The 17310-nt window shown below is 36.6% G+C and carries 11 protein-coding genes; 6 read left to right on the top strand and 5 right to left on the bottom strand.

The genetic code is table 11. The features are described from left to right. Positions 1–196: 196 nt before the first annotated feature. The 3 genes from ACP6PL_RS18615 to ACP6PL_RS18605 form a co-directional block, all read right to left on the bottom strand. Positions 197–328 (bottom strand): hypothetical protein, encoded by a 132-nt coding sequence (locus ACP6PL_RS18615; RefSeq protein WP_426546765.1) that lies wholly within the window; start codon positions 326–328, stop codon positions 197–199. Positions 329–729: 401 nt separating this feature from the next. Beyond that, positions 730–3393 carry a bifunctional acetaldehyde-CoA/alcohol dehydrogenase gene (adhE, locus tag ACP6PL_RS18610; RefSeq protein ID WP_426546764.1) on the bottom strand — a complete coding sequence of 888 codons (2664 nt, stop codon included), beginning with the start codon at positions 3391–3393 and terminating at the stop codon, positions 730–732. Between the two features lie 1787 nt (positions 3394–5180). Then, positions 5181–5786: a DUF3038 domain-containing protein gene (locus tag ACP6PL_RS18605; protein WP_426546763.1), complete on the bottom strand. Its 606-nt coding sequence runs from the start codon at positions 5784–5786 to the stop codon at positions 5181–5183. A 308-nt stretch (positions 5787–6094) separates the two neighbouring features. On the opposite strand from ACP6PL_RS18605, the gene ACP6PL_RS18600 reads away from it, so the two are divergent. Together ACP6PL_RS18600 and ACP6PL_RS18595 are read left to right on the top strand one after the other, a co-directional pair. Further along, positions 6095–6607, top strand: coding sequence for an adenine phosphoribosyltransferase (locus ACP6PL_RS18600; RefSeq protein ID WP_426546762.1), 513 nt, complete (start codon positions 6095–6097; stop codon positions 6605–6607). Positions 6608–6812: 205 nt separating this feature from the next. Further along, on the top strand, positions 6813–7832 hold the full coding sequence (locus ACP6PL_RS18595; RefSeq protein ID WP_426546761.1) for an ABC transporter permease: 1020 nt from the start codon (positions 6813–6815) through the stop codon (positions 7830–7832). A gap of 186 nt (positions 7833–8018) precedes the next feature. Here the strand turns inward: ACP6PL_RS18595 and ACP6PL_RS18590 are convergent, their stop codons facing one another. Then, on the bottom strand, positions 8019–8255 hold the full coding sequence (locus tag ACP6PL_RS18590; protein ID WP_426546760.1) for a hypothetical protein: 237 nt from the start codon (positions 8253–8255) through the stop codon (positions 8019–8021). Positions 8256–8568: 313 nt separating this feature from the next. On the opposite strand from ACP6PL_RS18590, the gene ACP6PL_RS18585 reads away from it, so the two are divergent. Beyond that, on the top strand, positions 8569–8904 hold the full coding sequence (locus ACP6PL_RS18585; RefSeq protein ID WP_426546759.1) for a hypothetical protein: 336 nt from the start codon (positions 8569–8571) through the stop codon (positions 8902–8904). A 260-nt stretch (positions 8905–9164) separates the two neighbouring features. Here ACP6PL_RS18585 and ACP6PL_RS18580 read toward each other — a convergent pair whose 3' ends face one another. Then, positions 9165–10526, bottom strand: a complete 1362-nt coding sequence (locus tag ACP6PL_RS18580; RefSeq protein ID WP_426546758.1) for a CHAT domain-containing protein — start codon at positions 10524–10526, stop codon at positions 9165–9167. 288 nt (positions 10527–10814) lie between these two features. Between ACP6PL_RS18580 and ACP6PL_RS18575 the strand changes: the two genes are divergently transcribed. The 3 genes from ACP6PL_RS18575 to ACP6PL_RS18565 form a co-directional block, all read left to right on the top strand. Further along, complete coding sequence (locus ACP6PL_RS18575) at positions 10815–13223, top strand: LAGLIDADG family homing endonuclease (RefSeq protein ID WP_426546757.1); 2409 nt, start codon at positions 10815–10817, stop codon at positions 13221–13223. Positions 13224–13531: 308 nt separating this feature from the next. After that, positions 13532–14614: a ribonucleoside-triphosphate reductase, adenosylcobalamin-dependent gene (gene nrdJ, locus ACP6PL_RS18570; RefSeq protein ID WP_426546756.1), complete on the top strand. Its 1083-nt coding sequence runs from the start codon at positions 13532–13534 to the stop codon at positions 14612–14614. A 278-nt stretch (positions 14615–14892) separates the two neighbouring features. Next, positions 14893–17310: NACHT domain-containing protein (locus tag ACP6PL_RS18565; protein WP_426546755.1), on the top strand; the 2418-nt coding region annotated here is incomplete at its 3' end.

Raw genomic sequence — 17310 nt, 5'->3', positions numbered from 1 at the left:
TTACTCATTACTCATTACTCATTACTCATTACTCATTACTCATTACTCATTACTCCTTACTCATTACTCCTACAACAGTTATTCAAATAAAAACTGCTGTAATAAAAAAAGTAGCCTATTTAAAGACTACTTTTGTTGATTGATTCATTAATTTTAAAAAATAGATGATAAATGTTAGATGAAAGAGATATCTATCTCAAGCAGCTTTTTCTTTTTTCTTAATTTGCTGTTCGCAAGATTTAATAATTACCCATCTTCCTGTTTTGGGGTCGCGAATAGACTGAAAAGGATTTGACTTTAGTGGTTTTGTACAGTTTTTAGTACCCATAATGCACTCCTAATTTTATTCTACCATCTCATAAAAATTACTAACAATCTGTGACTTCTTCAGATTTTCAATGTGATTAATGATAATGTTTTAAGTGAGCAAAATCACTTGTTATTCTGTCTGCTTGTAAATGCAGATGTAGGGAGGTTAGCAGAATCAAAAAGTAGGGGCGGGTTCATCACAAAATATTGAAACTACCCAATAAATAAAATAAACCCGCCCCATCCATTGTGCGTCCGTGATATAGGGGGCGAGTTTAGCAAAATCTTTGACATCAGCACTATGTTATCGTCAAAACCTGCCCCTACACTCTGCAGGTAATGGTTGGGTTACGCTACCGCCCTTCAACACCCCACTAACTTTTGATTCATTCTGACTGCTGACTCCTGTCTCCTGACTCCTTATTTTACTCCTATTCCCTCCTGACTCTTAACTCCTGAACCCTGACTCCCATTACCATTTAACTCGCCAGAAGTAACTAAGTTACCATGATAAGCATTAGTCAACAACTGCTTAATATCACTAATCAAAGGATAACGAGGGTTTGAACCTGTACATTGGTCATCAAAAGCTTGGTCTGCCAAATCTTCTAACCTGGCAAAAAATTCAGCTTCACTCACGGAAACGACATCTTTAATTGCCTTGGGAATACCTACTTGACTCTTCAAGTCTTCAATAGCAGCAATTAACAAATCTACCTTTTCATCTTCAGTTTCTCCACCTAATAGCAAATAATCAGCAATTCGAGAATAACGCCATTTAGCATTAGGATATTTATATTGGGAGAAAGTTGCTTGTTTAAATGGCGCATCGGTAGCGTTGTAACGAATAATATGAGAAATCATTAACGCATTTGCTAAACCATGGGGAATATGAAAAATAGCTCCTAACTGGTGAGCAATGGAATGGCAAACGCCCAAAAAACCGTTAGCAAAAGCCATACCTGCCATTGTTGCTGCATAGTGCATCTTTTCTCGTGCTTTGGGGTCGTTAGCACCATTGTTATAAGCAGAAGGTAGATACTTAAAAATTAATCGGATAGCTTCCAACGACAAACCGTTCGTATATTCGGAAGCTAAAACAGAAACATAAGCTTCCACCGCATGAGTCAAAGCATCTATTCCACCAAAAGCAGTCAAACTTTTTGGCATATTTAGCACCAACTCTGGATCTACTATTGCCATACTGGGAGTCAAAGCATAATCTGCCAAAGGATACTTAATATCATTCCGGCGATCTGTCACCACAGCAAAAGGTGTAACTTCCGAACCTGTACCAGAAGTCGTAGGTACTGCCACTAAAATAGCTTTCTCGCCCAAAGCTGGTAAATCATAAACCCGTTTGCGGATATCCATAAACCGCATTGCCAAACCTTCAAACTCAATTTCTGGATGCTCATACATCAACCACATAATTTTTGCAGCATCCATAGGGGAACCTCCACCGATGGCAATAATCACATCGGGATTAAACTTTCGCATCAGATCCAAACCCCGGTTCACAGTATCCAGGGAAGGATCGGGTTCCACATCATAGAAAATGTCATATTTAATCTCTACTTCATCCAGAACATTTTCCAAACCTTTAGTCATCCCCAGTTCATATATGGGTTTGTCAGTGACAATGAACGCCCGTTTTTTACCTGCCAACTCTCGCATGGCAGTAGGTAAAGCTCCATATTTAAAGTAAATTTTTGGAGGAACACGGAACCACAACATATTTTCTCGACGTTCTGCCACTGTCTTAATATTCAGCAGATGGTGAGGTTCAACATTTTCGCTAACCGAGTTACCACCCCATGTTCCACAACCGAGAGTTAAGGAAGGATCAAGACGGAAATTATATATGTCGCCGATCGCTCCTTGGGAAGAAGGGGTATTAATCAAAACCCTGGCTGTTTCGACTGTATCTTCAAATCGTTTAATATGATCTGTATTAGCAGGGGAAGTATATAGAGCTGCTGTATGTCCCCGTCCACCAAATTCGACTAAACTTTCGGCTTTGTCTACAGCTTCCTCAAAGCTACTTGCATGATACATTGCCAAAATGGGAGAGAGTTTTTCGTGGGCAAAGGCTTCTTCATGGTTAATGTCTTCCACTTCACCAATTATTACTCTGGTTTGTTCTGGAATAGAGAAACCTGCCATTTCAGCAATTTTTTGCACTGGTTGACCAACAATTTCTGCATTCAACCGTCCATTGATAATAATTTTGCTCCGCAGTTTGTCTTTTTCTTCTGGAGTTAGGAAGTGAGCGCCTCGGTTGATAAATTCTTGTCTGACTGTATCGTAAACACTATCAACCACAACTACTGATTGTTCGCTGGCGCAAATCATACCATTATCGAAGGTTTTACTGAGGATAATTGAAGAGACTGCCATTTTAATATGAGCAGTTTCGTCAATCAAAGCTGGAGTATTTCCAGCTCCTACTCCCAAGGATGGATTACCTGATGAGTAAGCAGCTTTAACCATTCCGGGTCCGCCAGTAGCAAGAATTAGCTTAATGTCTGAATGCTGCATTAATTGTTGGGAGAGGGGAACTGTTGGTTCATCTATCCAACCGATGATTTGTTCTGGTGCCCCTGCTGCAACTGCTGCTTCGAGAACTACCCTAGCTGCTTCACAGGTACATTTTTTTGCTCTGGGGTGAGGAGAAAATATTATTGCGTTACGAGTTTTTAGACTAATTAATGATTTAAAAATTGCTGTTGATGTGGGATTAGTTGTAGGAACTATTCCGGCAAGAATTCCTACTGGTTCGGCAATTTTTTGGAAGCCAAAAGATTTATCTTCTTCGATAACTCCACAAGTTTTTTCGTTTTTGTATTTGTTATAGATAATTTCTGAGGCAAAGTGATTTTTGATTACTTTGTCTTCTACTACTCCCATGCTTGTTTCTGAGGCTGCCATTTTTGCTAGGGGAATTCTAGCTGCGTTGGCTGCTAGAGCTGCTTTTTTGAATATGTAGTCTACTTGTTCTTGAGTATAAGTGGCGTATTTTTCTTGGGCTAGTTTGACTTTTTGTATTAGTTCTTCGAGTTGTTGCTCGTTTGTTACTTTCATAATTATCTCCTTAACCTAATTTTGGCTTTTTCTGGAGCTGGCTCGATATCTGTTTAGATTATAATTCCATTCTTTTCTTCTGAGGTTAATTTCAGTTATTTTCTCAATTTTTTAATTTTTTTGACATATTTTTTGATGTTAATATTTAGTTGATTTTAAATCTGTATTAAGTTGAATTTGATTAACTTTAAATCAGTGTACAATTTAAATTTTATATGATGTTTTTATTGAAGAGCAGTCATTTTAGTTAGCTTCCTAGATCGGAGCTACGCTTTTTCCCTGGAAATGTTCCCCAAATATGTGGCGTAGGGAAACACTACCTCCGACTGACAACAGAGTCTTGAAATACTGAAACAGGGCATTCTTTTACTAGAGCTTTGTGGAGTTGACGGGATACCTGGATTGGGAAACAAGAAGACCATACTAAGCTGAGGCTATAGTCTGGGATTATGTCACTGACATAGATATTTAATTATATTTAAAGTTAATTAACACTATATTAGGCTTCCTAAGTCAACACTCCAAAGCAAAGTCATAAATAAAAGTTATATATGATAGAGTTTATATTTTAAATTTTAAATAAAAAAAACATCAAATTCGGCGTAAAATTTTCCTTTCTATTTCTACAAGCTTGCCTTTTTTCAGGCATTTGGTATTCTAAAAAACAATGATATAGTGTCATCTTTATAACTAATTTTAGTTATGTTAGGAAATAATAGCTTTAATACTTAAGTATTATCCTTGATGAAGTGGTTAAAAAATAGTAACTGGTTAATTTGGTAAGGAGCGATCGCCTACACGGCTAACTAATTTTCAAACCTATAATTTATCCAGTTTGACAGAATCAAAATTTAGTGTTATTCAGCGTTGATTTATAGCAGTATTGAAGAATTGAGAATTACCTCTCCTTGAAAAGAAGAGGATTGACGAACAGGAAAATTTTTATTTATTATCCCCTTAAAAAGGGAGGCTTTAAACCACAATATTTCGGTAATTAATAGCGCGGACATTCTATATCCTCTGAAATTTAGTCCGTGCTGGGAGTTTAAGTTATGTAGATTGACAATGCGACTGGTTTCCTATCGCACCTTCTGACTTCAGCTATAACTTTTGGAGAGTCACAAGTATAACAAAAACTAATAGTTTAACAAAATACTGGGATTCAATGGTACTGCTAATATTTCCCGATTTATGATGTGAAATAATAGCTCTGAATGATTAATAGTTTCAAAGTTTTTAGTCGATAAAATCTTACTTTGAACTTTTGACTTTCTTCAGAGCAGTTATGGCATAGAGTAATGATCAACTTAAACTAGGAAATATTGTTCCCATGCCACTTTGTAGCGCCTATAGCAATCCTAAATTGGTTGTAACAATTTTTATAATAGTTAATTTGGGCTGAAAACCTATAAAATTATGACTCATGATTCCTATAGGGGCGATTCGCGAATCGCCCTTATCACCAAAATATTACAACTAGAATAAGATTGCTATATAGAACCCCTAAGCGTATCTTTATAAATATGTGCGTTAGCTAGGAGTTAGGAGACAGGAGGTAAGAGGAAAGAGGGAAGATGTGGGGAAAAATAATAAAAAAAATTCAACACTCCTTGAGATAATTTTTCCTCATTCTTGATGCACGAAAAGACAAGACTAGCATAATTATATAGATCTCTTAGGGGTTCTATATAGCATTACGCATTAAGGTTAGGGCATTTATAAATCCTGAAACCCTTTGACAGTATACTATTCTCTATTCCCTATTCCCTATTCCCTAGCGCTATATATTACATAACTTCTCCATCAAACAGACTAATCCAAAACCTCTGCATACCTGTCGTACCAGTACAAAATAGCAATTTACCTAATAACTCTAACCCTAGTTGATTTAACTTTTCCTCAGAATTGTAAGCCATTACACCGGAACGCCTAGGGTTCATACGACTGCGAAAGTGTGCTCTAAACTGTTCCAAATAAAAGGATAATTGTAAATGACTTTCTATTGGTAACTGTTTTTGGCTTAACTGCTGATAGTCAAACAAAAGTTTCCGAATTGGGACGGTTAAGCGTTTGGCCAAGTGACAAGCAATAATTACTAGTGCTTTAGCTTCAGTCAATGTCAAAGGACGACGTTGACTATTTTGACGTAGGGGATTTGTACTACGCAGTCGCCACAAAGAAACGCGATTGGGAATAATCTCTTGTAATTCTAAGTCTTTGACAACCTTCAGCATTACTTCAGCTCCTCCAAGTTGCAAAGCTTCAATTGCTAAAAGCATTAAATCGATTTGAGTCTTAGTTCTTCGGGGACACCCACCATCACGGAGAGGTATATCTGGTAAATTATTTAATATCAGTGGTTTAGATGGACTGGGAGAAGTTTTTAATTCCATTACTTTTACAGCAGTATTCTATACTTCCTTACACTATTTTGGTGAAAATATCAAGATAGTTAAGCAACTATGGTCAAAAAATATCGAATAATAACACTTAAATTACAAGTCTTATATTAATAATTTTTAGAAAAAGAGATATACTTCCATTACTGAGAATTTTTTAATGATACAATTTCCAAGATCAGTTTCTAATAATTATATAACCTATAGCTATTTAGTACCTGAGTAGTAGTAACCGACTAGAATTGCTCGCTCGAAATATGATTATGATATGTTTTCAATTTTGACTTTTGACTTGAACCACAATGGAACTAAAAAATTTAATCCGCGAAATCCCAAATTTTCCTAAATCAGGAATTATATTCCGAGATATTACTACTCTTGTGAGCAACCCAGATGGTTTACATTACACTATTGACATTTTGACAGAAAAATGTTCAGAATTTCAACCAGATTATGTAGTGGGCATGGAATCCCGGGGCTTTATTTTTGGAGTCCCTTTAGCCTATCAGTTGAATGTAGGCTTCATACCAGTCCGCAAGCCGGGAAAGCTACCCGCAGAAGTCTACTCAGTTACTTATGATTTAGAGTATGGCCAAGATAGTTTAGAGATGCACCAAGATGCAATGCCAGCAGGTAGTCGAGTTTTAGTAATTGACGATCTATTGGCAACGGGTGGAACTGCAGGAGCTACAGCTCAATTAATCGAAAAAGCAAATTGTACATTAGTAGGCTTTGGTTTTATTATTGAGTTAAAAGACTTAAATGGACGCCAAAAATTGCCTAAAGTGCCAATTATTAGCATAATCGAATACTAGAAATTATTGGTATATGTATAGATAAATTTTGAGCAAAAAAAACTAGATAGTTTATATACTAGCTTTTTTGAAGCGGTAGAGGAAAAACGATTAGGCTAATCTACTAGAATCAGTGCAATACACTTACATGGAATAGAGTGTATCAACAACAAGATTTAAACTAAATTTTAATCTTAAATCTGCTCAAGTAACTTAATTTAGAAAATTGAAGCATAGGAAACTAAAACAACTAATTACCAGTGACACTTTTGCTTATATATTGAAGAGATTATTACAAGCAATCTTGACTTTATTCCTAGCATCTGCTCTTTGTTTTGCTGTAATTCAGTTAGCTCCAGGTAGTTATTTAGACACTTTGAGTCAAAATCCCCAAATTTCCCAAGAAACTATTCAACAACTTAAGGAACAGTTTGGCTTAGATAAGTCTCCTTTAGAACAATATTTACGTTGGTTAGGAAGAATTATCACCAGTGGAAATTTTGGTAGAAGTTTTGTCTTTCAGCAACCAGTAGCTGATTTGTTATGGGAGCGAATACCAGCAACTTTAATTTTATCTATTTCTTCCTTAATAATGACTTGGGCGATCGCTATTCCTTTAGGGATTATTGCTGGAGTTAATCAAAATCGTTTTTTAGACCGTTTTCTACAATTAATTAGTTATACTGGTCAAGGTTTTCCTAGTTTTATTACTGCTTTATTATTATTATTTTTAGCCCAAAATATTTCTCCTTTATTACCAGTTGGAGGAATGCAAAGTATCGACTATGATGACTTCTCTTTTGTGGGTAAAGTTTTCGATATGGGTTGGCACATGATTTTACCGACAATTGCTTTAAGTATTACCAGTTTTGCAGGTTTACAGAGGTTAATGCGGGGGCAATTATTGGATGTTTTGCGACAAAATTATATTCAAACGGCAAGAGCTAAGGGTCTTCCAGAGAATCGAGTGATTTATGTTCATGCCTTGAGAAATGCCATTAACCCTTTAGTAACGTTATTGGGATTTGAATTTGCTTCATTATTAAGTGGTTCATTTATTGCTGAATATTTCTTTAACTGGCCAGGATTAGGAAGTCTAATTTTAGAAGCAGTAAGAAACCAAGATTTATATTTAGTTATGGCAAGTTTAATGATGGGTGCTTTAATGTTAATTATTGGTAATTTATTGGCTGATTTATTGTTGAAAGCTGTAGATCCTCGGATTAAGTTGGAAAGTCTGAAGTAGTTATTCAGTTATCAGTTATCAGTTATCAGCTTTTGTATTGGGGATTAATTATCAATTATCAATATACACATATTCTGTTACGGTTTTACATGAGGTAATTATCCATTATCCATTATCAATTAATGAAGCCTCTTGGGTTTTTAATCAGTTCAGAAATGATTTTTGTATCTAATAAATATAAATAACTCATTTTGACAAATCAATGTCATCTAAGGGTAATAATCCTTCGTCCACGTCTGCAAAGTCTTCATTTAAGGGTTCAAGGGTAGAAAGGGTTTGCAGAAGAGATTTTTTCTTGACAGGGGAAATAATAGGGAAGGGAATACCATCTTGGATGATAGTCAAGAGTTCGCCTGTTTTTTGTGCTTGGTTAATTAAGTTTTGGACTGGTTCGGGAAGTTCTGCAAGGGTTATTTGTTTCATGGTTAGTTATGGAGTTAGAGGTTTTAATCCCTAAATAAGGCTCAAACCCTCTCCTGGCAAGGTATTAACCTAGTTAAAATAAATAATGGTGCTTTCAGCTATAGAATAGATTTGAGCTTGTCCCAAAATGGTCATTTTGCTACTCTTGATTGTCTTTTATATACTACATGGAACAAGATTCTACACGCTGAAATATCTGATGTAATATTTTTAGGGTTGCTGAATAGCCAAGCCTATTTTCTTCTATTATTTTAGCATTGTTTATAGCTACAGCATCTTTCATCGGCCCCTCTCCAGGTTGAGCAGTAACATTATGTGGAAATGTTGTAGTAAAAATTTTAGTATCTCAAATCAAAAATTTCCCATGTTATCTCAAGTTTATTATTTACTTCGTTCTAAAGTTGATGGTAGTTATATTAGTGCCAATCCCAACCCAGATGAAGCTGTAAAATTCTTATTATTATTTCAGAAAGATTTTGATGCCTATAGTTACTTAAATACCCACGCCCCAGATTTGAGCGATCGCTTCGCAGTAGAATCTATTCCCAGTACCCAGTTAAAAACAATACTTAATAGATGGAGTTTTCAAGGAGTAGGAATAATTCAAGACCCATTATTACCAAATATAGAGTTTCTAATAGTTAGTTAAGAGAATTTTCACCATACCAATTTTTGTAATGACAGATATTTGGTATTAAAATTAGGGGTAGAGCAAAACTATGAGCTTAATTATTATTAACTATTAATTAGGGCTAGCTGATGAAGCTCAGAGCATTTAAAAATAAATGCAAATGCCTTTTTAGAGTGAAAAAAGTACAAGCTTTTCAGTCGCTAAAGCTGCAAAAATTTGGCATTTTGAGCAGAGAAGATTTTATCTCCCCACACTTCCCAGATTCTCCACACTCTAGATTACCAAGGACTACTAATAAGAGTAAATCCTGACCAATAGAAAGGATGGGAAAAGTTAGTTTCTCCCAATCCTTGTAAACTCTCAGGTAAAGATATTTCTCCTCTAGAAAACTTCAATCTTTCATTCCTCAATAACACATCTCCTTGAATCATTTGAATTTGAGTTTGTCTAATCGCTTCAGCCTTACTTTGTGCTGTTTTTAACTGTTCATAAAATTCACTCATTAAGGCTAAAGTTCCAATATCATTAACGTACCATAAACTTGCTAATGCAGACTCAACTCCTGCTTCTAAAGCTAATCCAGCAAAACCTAACTCCACATCTCGATCTCCAACGGCAGTTTTACAAGCACTTAAAACTAATAATTCAGCTAGAGGATTGTTCCAATTAATCTCTTTCACTTTGTCTAAATGGAGTTTAGTATCCCAAAATTGAATGTAAGAATTTTCAGGTTTTCCAGGCCGAAATTCCGCATGAGTTGCTAAGTGAATAATATTAAAAGATTGAGAAGAAAGTTTATTTTTTAAGTTTTCTAAGGTGAATTCCTGATTAAGAAACAATTCTCCAGGCCAACCTCCAGAAAGATTTTGAGGTGAGATATTTTCTGTGAGGTTCATATTAACAATTGTTGAGAGTTCAACTGGAACTGCTGGTAAAGGAGTTTGTTTCTGAAATTCTGATGCCCCCATGGCTAAAATTCTAGCTTTTTCAATAGGAGTATAATTGGAATCAATTAAATTAAATGCAGGAATAATTGCCAGGCTATATTTTTCTACTAAAAATTGTTTTCCATCGTGTAATGCAGCTATTGGTAGAGTACGCAAATCTTTTCCTAAACAAAACAATATTGTGTCTATTTTTTCCGCTTCGAGATTTGCTTCAAACGGTTTAATAATCCATTCATAGAGTTGTTGAGCCTGACTTAAGTCAAAGTCTGCAAAAAGTAGCTGGGTATTATTAATTTCAACATAAAATGATTTAACTGTCTGAATTAGGGTTTGGTCTTTGAGAGTAATATCTTGAACTAGAGGTTTTTTTCCTGGAGAAATAAAGACTAAATGTAAATATTCCGATCTAGGCATCGCCCAAAATACGGCTGTTCTTATATTGCTTTTTTGGCTAATTTCTAACAATTTTTGAGAAATATCATCACCAGTTTTTGAACCTTTAGAAAAATTTTGACTAAAATAAGCTTCAAATTCTTTTTTTAGCCCTTCCTCCATTTTCATCACTTTCTCTGAGACAGTTAGATTTATGTCTTGAGAGAGGGTTTTTTCTGAATTAAAGCTGAGAATAATAATCAGGGAAATAATAAATACAAAAATTGTTATACTAGCTTTGTATTTGTTCTTAAAAGACAATATTTTCCGGAACATATATAGTACCTTGTTTAGTATCTTGGTAAGGATTCAGTTATTACAGGTAAGTATTTCCTGGGTTATGCCAGGCAAAGAGTTTTTTATAGTGTTTTACTCGTACTTTTAACTCTAGTTTAACTCTAGTTCAATTCCAATTCCACCTCTAAAAACAAAAAACACAAAATATAGAGTAATTTGGTAGATTTGTCAAAAATTTGACGCTATATATAAAATGTCGCTACACTCGTAATTTGTTGCTTATTTCCAAAAAATTCTATTTTCTATTTGACTATGGTACGAGAACTAGAAAAAGTAGATCATAGGGAGTTCCCAGAAACAGCTCCCACTGCTAATCCGGTATTTTATAGAACTTATAGCCGTAAGACAGAAACTGGCCGTGAGACTTGGGTAGAAGTGTGCGATCGCACAATTAATGGCCTCAGAAAATTAGGCCAACTCACCCCCGAAGAAACAGACTTACTCTATCGGATGCAAAGTCAACTTAAGGCCCTATCATCTGGCCGTTGGTTGTGGGTAGGTGGCACAAAATGGATTACCCAACAACAAAATTTTTCGGGGGCTTACAACTGTTCGTCCACTAATATTATAGACTGGCGCTCCTTTGGCCTGTTAATGGACTTAGCAATGATGGGGTGTGGTACTGGTGCAGTATTGGAACCACATAATATAAATCAACTGCCACCTATTCGCAATTATCTAAATATTGTATTGCGGGGTGAAATTGGTGCCACTCCCCCTGAGTCACGTCGTGAGTTGACAGAAGTAACATTTCATCAAGACCAAGCAGAAATTTTTGTTGGTGATAGTCGTCAAGGTTGGGTAGGCTCCTATCAGGCTTTGTTGGAGTTGTCAACAGATGAACGATTTTCGGGAAAGGTGAATGTTATCATTGATTTGAGTGATGTGAGACCTGCGGGAGAACCTTTAAAAGGATTTGGTGGTGTTGCTAACCCGGTAAAATTGCCAGAATTGTATCAACGTTGTGGGAATATTTTAAATCAAGCAGTTGGGCGACAATTAAATTCTGTCGAGTGTTGCCTGTTAATTGACGAAGCAGCAGTGACAATTGTCGCAGGAAATATCAGACGCTGTTTACCTGAAGGTGCTTTAGTACATACAGCATCAGGGTTAGTACCCATTGAAAAAATTCGGGTTGGCGATCGCGTCTTAACGAGCAAAGGATTTTATCCTGTGACAAATTTCTTCGTTCAGGGTACTCAGTCTTTATGTCGCATTCAAACAGAAGACGGATATTTTGAATGTACTGCGGATCATAAAGTTGCCGTGCTGCAAGATTTGTATGGTAACTATAAAATGATTAAAGCTAAAGAGTTGCAAGAGGGCGATCGCTTGATTTTTGTGCCTCAAGCAATACCTGGTACTCCCACCGAACTCCCTGAGTTGAAAGGTGTCACCTCCCATGGTGCAAAACCAATAACAGTACCCGCTCTTACCAGTGAAGTTGCTTATTTTCTGGGATATTTGCATGGAGATGGATCGGTTGCCTCAGATGGATGGCGAGTCAGATTTCGAGTTCACCAGGATAGTCAGGAAATTCTGGAACGACTGATTAATGTTGCTCAAGAATTTGGTTTAGAAACACATACACTGAGAACCCCAGAACAATGTCAAACCAAAGCTTATGAACTTCAGTTAAATAGTAGCATTCTTAACAAATATCTGTCACAGTTTAAACAGTCATTTACTTCTATTACTATTCCTGACTGTATTCTGATGGGAACAATAGAAATTCGTCAAGCTTATTTAGCTGGTTTAGCAGACGCAGATGGTTGTCATTCTCAGGGCGTACTGGTAGCTTCAGTTTACCAAGATTTTCTGCGACAGGTGCAAGCATTATACGCATCTTTAGGAATCACGACAAGGTTGTGTGGTTCGGTGCGCAAGCGAACTGGAAAGTGGGAAGGTGAGTTAGTAACTGTAGGTGAGAGTGCTTTTGAAGCAGTAGAAAAAGTAATGATGACTTACTCTACTCAGTTTCCAGTGCAAAGACGGAATCGCCCTAAATCTTTCAAAGATCATGGTTTTCCAAAGGAAATGGTTAGACCTTTGGTAAAAACTACTCAATATCACTGGGGTAAAATTCATAAGCAAATGATTGCTCCTACTGTGAAGAAATTTGTTGCTGATGCTACAGATTTGATTCCGGTGAAAGTGAAAAAAGTTGAGATGGATGTGAGAGAAGCATCAACTTATGATATTGAAGTTGCCAGTATCCATGAATTTGTTTGTGAAGGAGTTTTAGTATCGAACAGTGCGGGAATGAGGCAAGGAAATAGTAGCGATCGCCAGTTTGCTGTAGCGAAGGATAATCTCTGGCGACAAGACGAAAACGGTAACTGGGGAATTGACCCAAAAAGAGATGCTTTGAGAATGGCAAATCACACTCATGTTTTTCATCACAAACCAACATTAGAAGAATGTGTTGAGGCAGTGAGAAAGCAGTTTTATTCTGGAGAAGGTGCAATTCAGTGGGCAGGTGAAGCAGTTGCTCGTGCTAATTGCGATTTATTACGAACGCTCGAAATAAAAAGAGATTTCTTGAAAGCTTATGGAGAAGATAATGCCAAAAAATGGTTTCAGGAACACTATCCTAATTTAAATGAAAAAGAATTAGAACATCGTTTAGCTCGTCTAGGACTCAATCCGTGTGGTAGTTAATTTTGCCTCACGTTAATCACTGGGGAAAATCAAGGAAGGCTAACCAGAAAAAGTATTTTTTCTATATGCTAATCTTGAGCTAACTTAATTATTTAAAAGCAATAAGTAGTGCAACGCATAGAGATTGAAACTTTTTATTTAACACTGATAAATAAGAAGAATATAATATCTCCACGAGTCTCCAGAATCTACAATTTGTAGATTAAAAGATATGCTGAACTGAACTGGAATTGACCAGCTGTATCCTAGAAATAGGTATGAGGGAAACCTCCAGAACTAGAGGATAAAAAGCCTTTAGGGTAACAATATTGGAAATTATCGGCTCAAATTTCCACTGCAATTTATCAGAGATCCATCTGAATCAAATTGACCCAAATAACCATAAAGAACAGGAGGAAGCTTTTACTGCTGGTGCCCTTTCTGTGGCAACTTTACTTAACCATAAATTCCTGGAACCTCGCTATAATTATAGTCGAGAATTAGACCCTATTGTTGGGGTGTCTTTTACTGGTTTATTTGACTTTTTTGTAAAAGCTTTCGGTGTTGAATGGTTGCGTTGGTGGCAAGCAGGACGTCCAGAAACTATTCAAGGTTTAGAATTTAAAGAACAGGAAGCAGAATATTTAACTCGGTGGCGCGAAATAGTGCATCGGGTAGTGTGGGATTATTGCGATCGCCACAACCTGAAACGTCCGAACCGTTGTACAACTATTCAGCCTAGCGGAACAAAGTCTCTGTTAACAAATGCTGCTCCTGGTTGGCATCCTCCTTTTGGGTTGCGGTGGGTGCGACGGATTACTTTTGCCAAAAATGATCCTGTAGCACTAGCTTGTCTTGACTATGGTTATTCTGTAATTCCGGGGCAGTCAAGCAAAGATGAAAATGGAAATTTACTCAACGATCCTTTCGATGAACGCGCGAAAGAATGGTTAGTGGAAATTCCAGTGCAGGTATCTTGGATAGATTTACCTGGGATTGAGGAGATTGCCATTGAGAAGTTCACTGCTACTGCTATGTTTGATTTTTACATGGTGGTACAGCAAGCTTGGACGACTCATAATAGCAGTAGCACCATTCTGCTGACAGAGGAAGAAATTGAACCTTTGGGCAAACGCATTTATGAAGCAATTCGGGATGACGAGGGTTATATTTCGTCAGCATTGTTAGCGCGGTTTGATGCACCGTTCCCTCGGTTGCCATTTGAACGTATTTCTCAGGAGGAATATGAAAAATTGCAACGGGAGGTGTTGCAACGGCGTAAGTCTGATAATTTTTCCGAGTTGATGAATGGTTATGTGTTAGCAAGTGAGTTACCAGAGATGGGACCTCAAGATCCCGCTTGTTCTGGAATGGTTTGTGAGTTGAAGGGTTCGGAACCGCAAGTTAATTAGAACTAAGGGCGAAAAAGAACGTAGTAGAGTGTCTAGATTTATTTTTTTGGTTTTGATAAATTAAGACCTCTCCCCTAACCCCTCTCCTTGCAGGAGAGGGGAGATATTCCCCCTTCCCTTGTAGGGAAGGGGGTTAGGGGGTTAGGTTTTTTTAACCACAATTTTAGTCTAGATACGCTACTACTTTAGCTAATAATATTACTCAGAAAAGGTGATGGGGTGATGGGATACATATAATATAATTAAAAATAACTATTAACATTAAAGCTGAAATAATTATGCTTGAATGGTTTGCTACTACTACATTTTTCTCATTACTGTGGTTTCTCGTTAGAGAAGTTCTGGGAAAATTAGCTCAAGAAACCCTTGAAGACTATGTTAAAGATTTTTTTAAGCAATGTATTACTGATTTTACAGGTGAGATAAGCGATCGCCACAAAAGGTCTTTGAAAAAGGCTATGCAGGAAGCTCTTCAAGAATTTTCAGGGTTAGTAGAGCAAGAATTAAAGCTTGCTGAGTTAGAGCAAAGTAAAATTGATAAATATAATCAGCATTTAAAACTATTTCTGGAAAATGAGTCGGTTTTGGAAATTATGGGGAGTCCGTTTAATAAGGATATTAAGGTTTTAGATACTCCTCAATTGGTAAAAATTTGGCACCAAATTAATCCTTCTTTACCAGATTTACCAGAAACTTTTGACTGGGAAGAAATAGCTAAAAATTATCTCAAAAAAGTTCAAATTATTAGGATAAATTCTGATGATTTACGGAAAATATTGGATTCACAAAATCTGGCAAATATAAACTCTGATATTAAATTAGATTTTAATCTCAAAAAACATCAAGAGGGAATCCGAGAACAATATGGCAATGTCAGATTAGAAAGTTTAGATACGAGTGGTTATGGTTACGATCAATTGAAATTATGGAAAATATTTATTCCTCAAAATGTCCGGGAATCTCAAGAGTTTTTGCCTCAAGTACATGAAATTCCTAAAGAATATCGGCAGCGGTTAAAGGAGACTGGAGACCTTGAGGAAGATTTTTCTTCGGAACAATTGGAAGGTCTCCGGCGCAGATATTTTGAACAACAAATTCGCTCCGTTTTAGATTTAGTAGAAGATAAAAATTATAAATATTTAGTTATTCTGGGAGACCCCGGTTCTGGCAAGTCTACTTTATTACAATATATCGCTTTACAATGGGCAGAGTTACTGCCAAAATATTTGCCTTTATACCCAATTCCTTTGTTGATTGAACTGCGGACTTATGTGCGTAACTATGATGCGAATAAGTGTAATGATTTTCTGGATTTTCTGGAAAAAGGTCGTGGAGTTGTTTGTCGTTTACCTAAACCTGAACTCCATGCAAAATTACAAAATGGTGATGCAATTGTGATGTTTGATGGGTTAGATGAAGTTTTCGATCCGGCTAAACGAGAGGAGGTAATTACTGATATTCATCGGTTTACTAATGACTATAAAAATGTCCGGGTTATTGTTACTTCGCGGGTGATTGGTTATAAACCTCAAAAACTTCGGGATGCTGAGTTTTATCATTTTATGTTGCAAGATTTGGAGGAGGAACAAGTTGAGGATTTTATTCAACGTTGGCATAAATTGACTTATCAGGATGAGGCGGAAAAGGAGAGGAAAAGGGAGAGGTTGAAACGGGCAATTAAGGATTCTCCAGCTATTGAGCAATTGTCAGGAAATCCCCTTTTATTAACTATGATGGCTATCTTGAATCGTCATCAAGAATTACCGAGAGATAGGGCAGAACTTTATAATCAAGCTTCGCGGGTTTTATTACAGCAATGGGATATGGAACGAGCCTTGGTTGATGCGAAAATTGACCCGATAACTATTGACTATAAAGATAAGCAGGCAATTTTGCGTCGGGTGGCTTTTTTTATGCAGGAAAATGAGGCTGGTTTAGCTGGTAATTTGATTGCTGAAAAGGATTTAAGAGAGATTATTTCGGAATATCTGAAAAGTATAGATATTAATGATGCGAGACCTATGGCTAAGGCGTTGATTCAACAGTTGCGGACTCGGAATTTTATTTTGTGTTTTGTTGGGGCTGAATATTATGCTTTTGTGCATCGAACTTTTTTGGAATTTTTCTGTGCTTGGAGTTTTGTTTGGCAGTTTAAGGAAACACAAAGTCTGGAAATAGATGGATTGATAAATGATGTTTTTGGTAAGCATTGGCGTGATGAGAAATGGCATGAGGTTTTGCGGTTAATTGTGGGGATGATTGATGTTACGTTTGTGGGAGATATTATTAGTTATTTGATGGAGCAAGAGGGGGAAGAGGAAAAGTTTGCCAATTTATTTTTGGCGGGCAAGTGTTTGTCTGAAGTTAGGAGTCGTCATAGTATTGGTGATGTGGGGTATCGGTTATTCAATAGGTTAAAAGATTTGACTGGGTATGACCTTAGTTATTATTATAAACCTTATAACGGTAGATATTTTGATGATCCTTACTCTCAAGAAATTTATAAGAAAAATTTAGCCTTAGCTCGTGAAATTCGTACTCAAGCTGTCGAAGTGGTAGCTGCAACCTGGAGGGATACCAGAGAAACTTATACTTGGTTGAAACAAAGGGTTGTGTCTAATGAGAGTGAGTATGTGCGACTTGAAGCGGTGCGACAAATAGCAACTGGTTGGAAAAATGAACCCGGAATTTTGGAA

This window comes from Dapis purpurea BLCC-M126 (assembly GCF_050015975.1).
Taxonomy (GTDB): domain Bacteria; phylum Cyanobacteriota; class Cyanobacteriia; order Cyanobacteriales; family Microcoleaceae; genus Trichodesmium.
This window is presented reverse-complemented; position numbering and strand designations above follow the sequence as displayed.

Bases quoted from the DNA above. Each gene is read 5' to 3' on its own strand.
- ACP6PL_RS18615 (WP_426546765.1), bottom strand. From the start codon at position 328: ATGGGTACTAAAAACTGTACAAAACCACTAAAGTCAAATCCTTTTCAG.
- adhE (WP_426546764.1), bottom strand. From the start codon at position 3,393: ATGAAAGTAACAAACGAGCAACAACTCGAAGAACTAATACAAAAAGTC.
- ACP6PL_RS18605 (WP_426546763.1), bottom strand. From the start codon at position 5,786: ATGGAATTAAAAACTTCTCCCAGTCCATCTAAACCACTGATATTAAAT.
- ACP6PL_RS18600 (WP_426546762.1), top strand. From the start codon at position 6,095: ATGGAACTAAAAAATTTAATCCGCGAAATCCCAAATTTTCCTAAATCA.
- ACP6PL_RS18590 (WP_426546760.1), bottom strand. From the start codon at position 8,255: ATGAAACAAATAACCCTTGCAGAACTTCCCGAACCAGTCCAAAACTTA.
- ACP6PL_RS18585 (WP_426546759.1), top strand. From the start codon at position 8,569: ATGTGGAAATGTTGTAGTAAAAATTTTAGTATCTCAAATCAAAAATTT.
- ACP6PL_RS18575 (WP_426546757.1), top strand. From the start codon at position 10,815: ATGGTACGAGAACTAGAAAAAGTAGATCATAGGGAGTTCCCAGAAACA.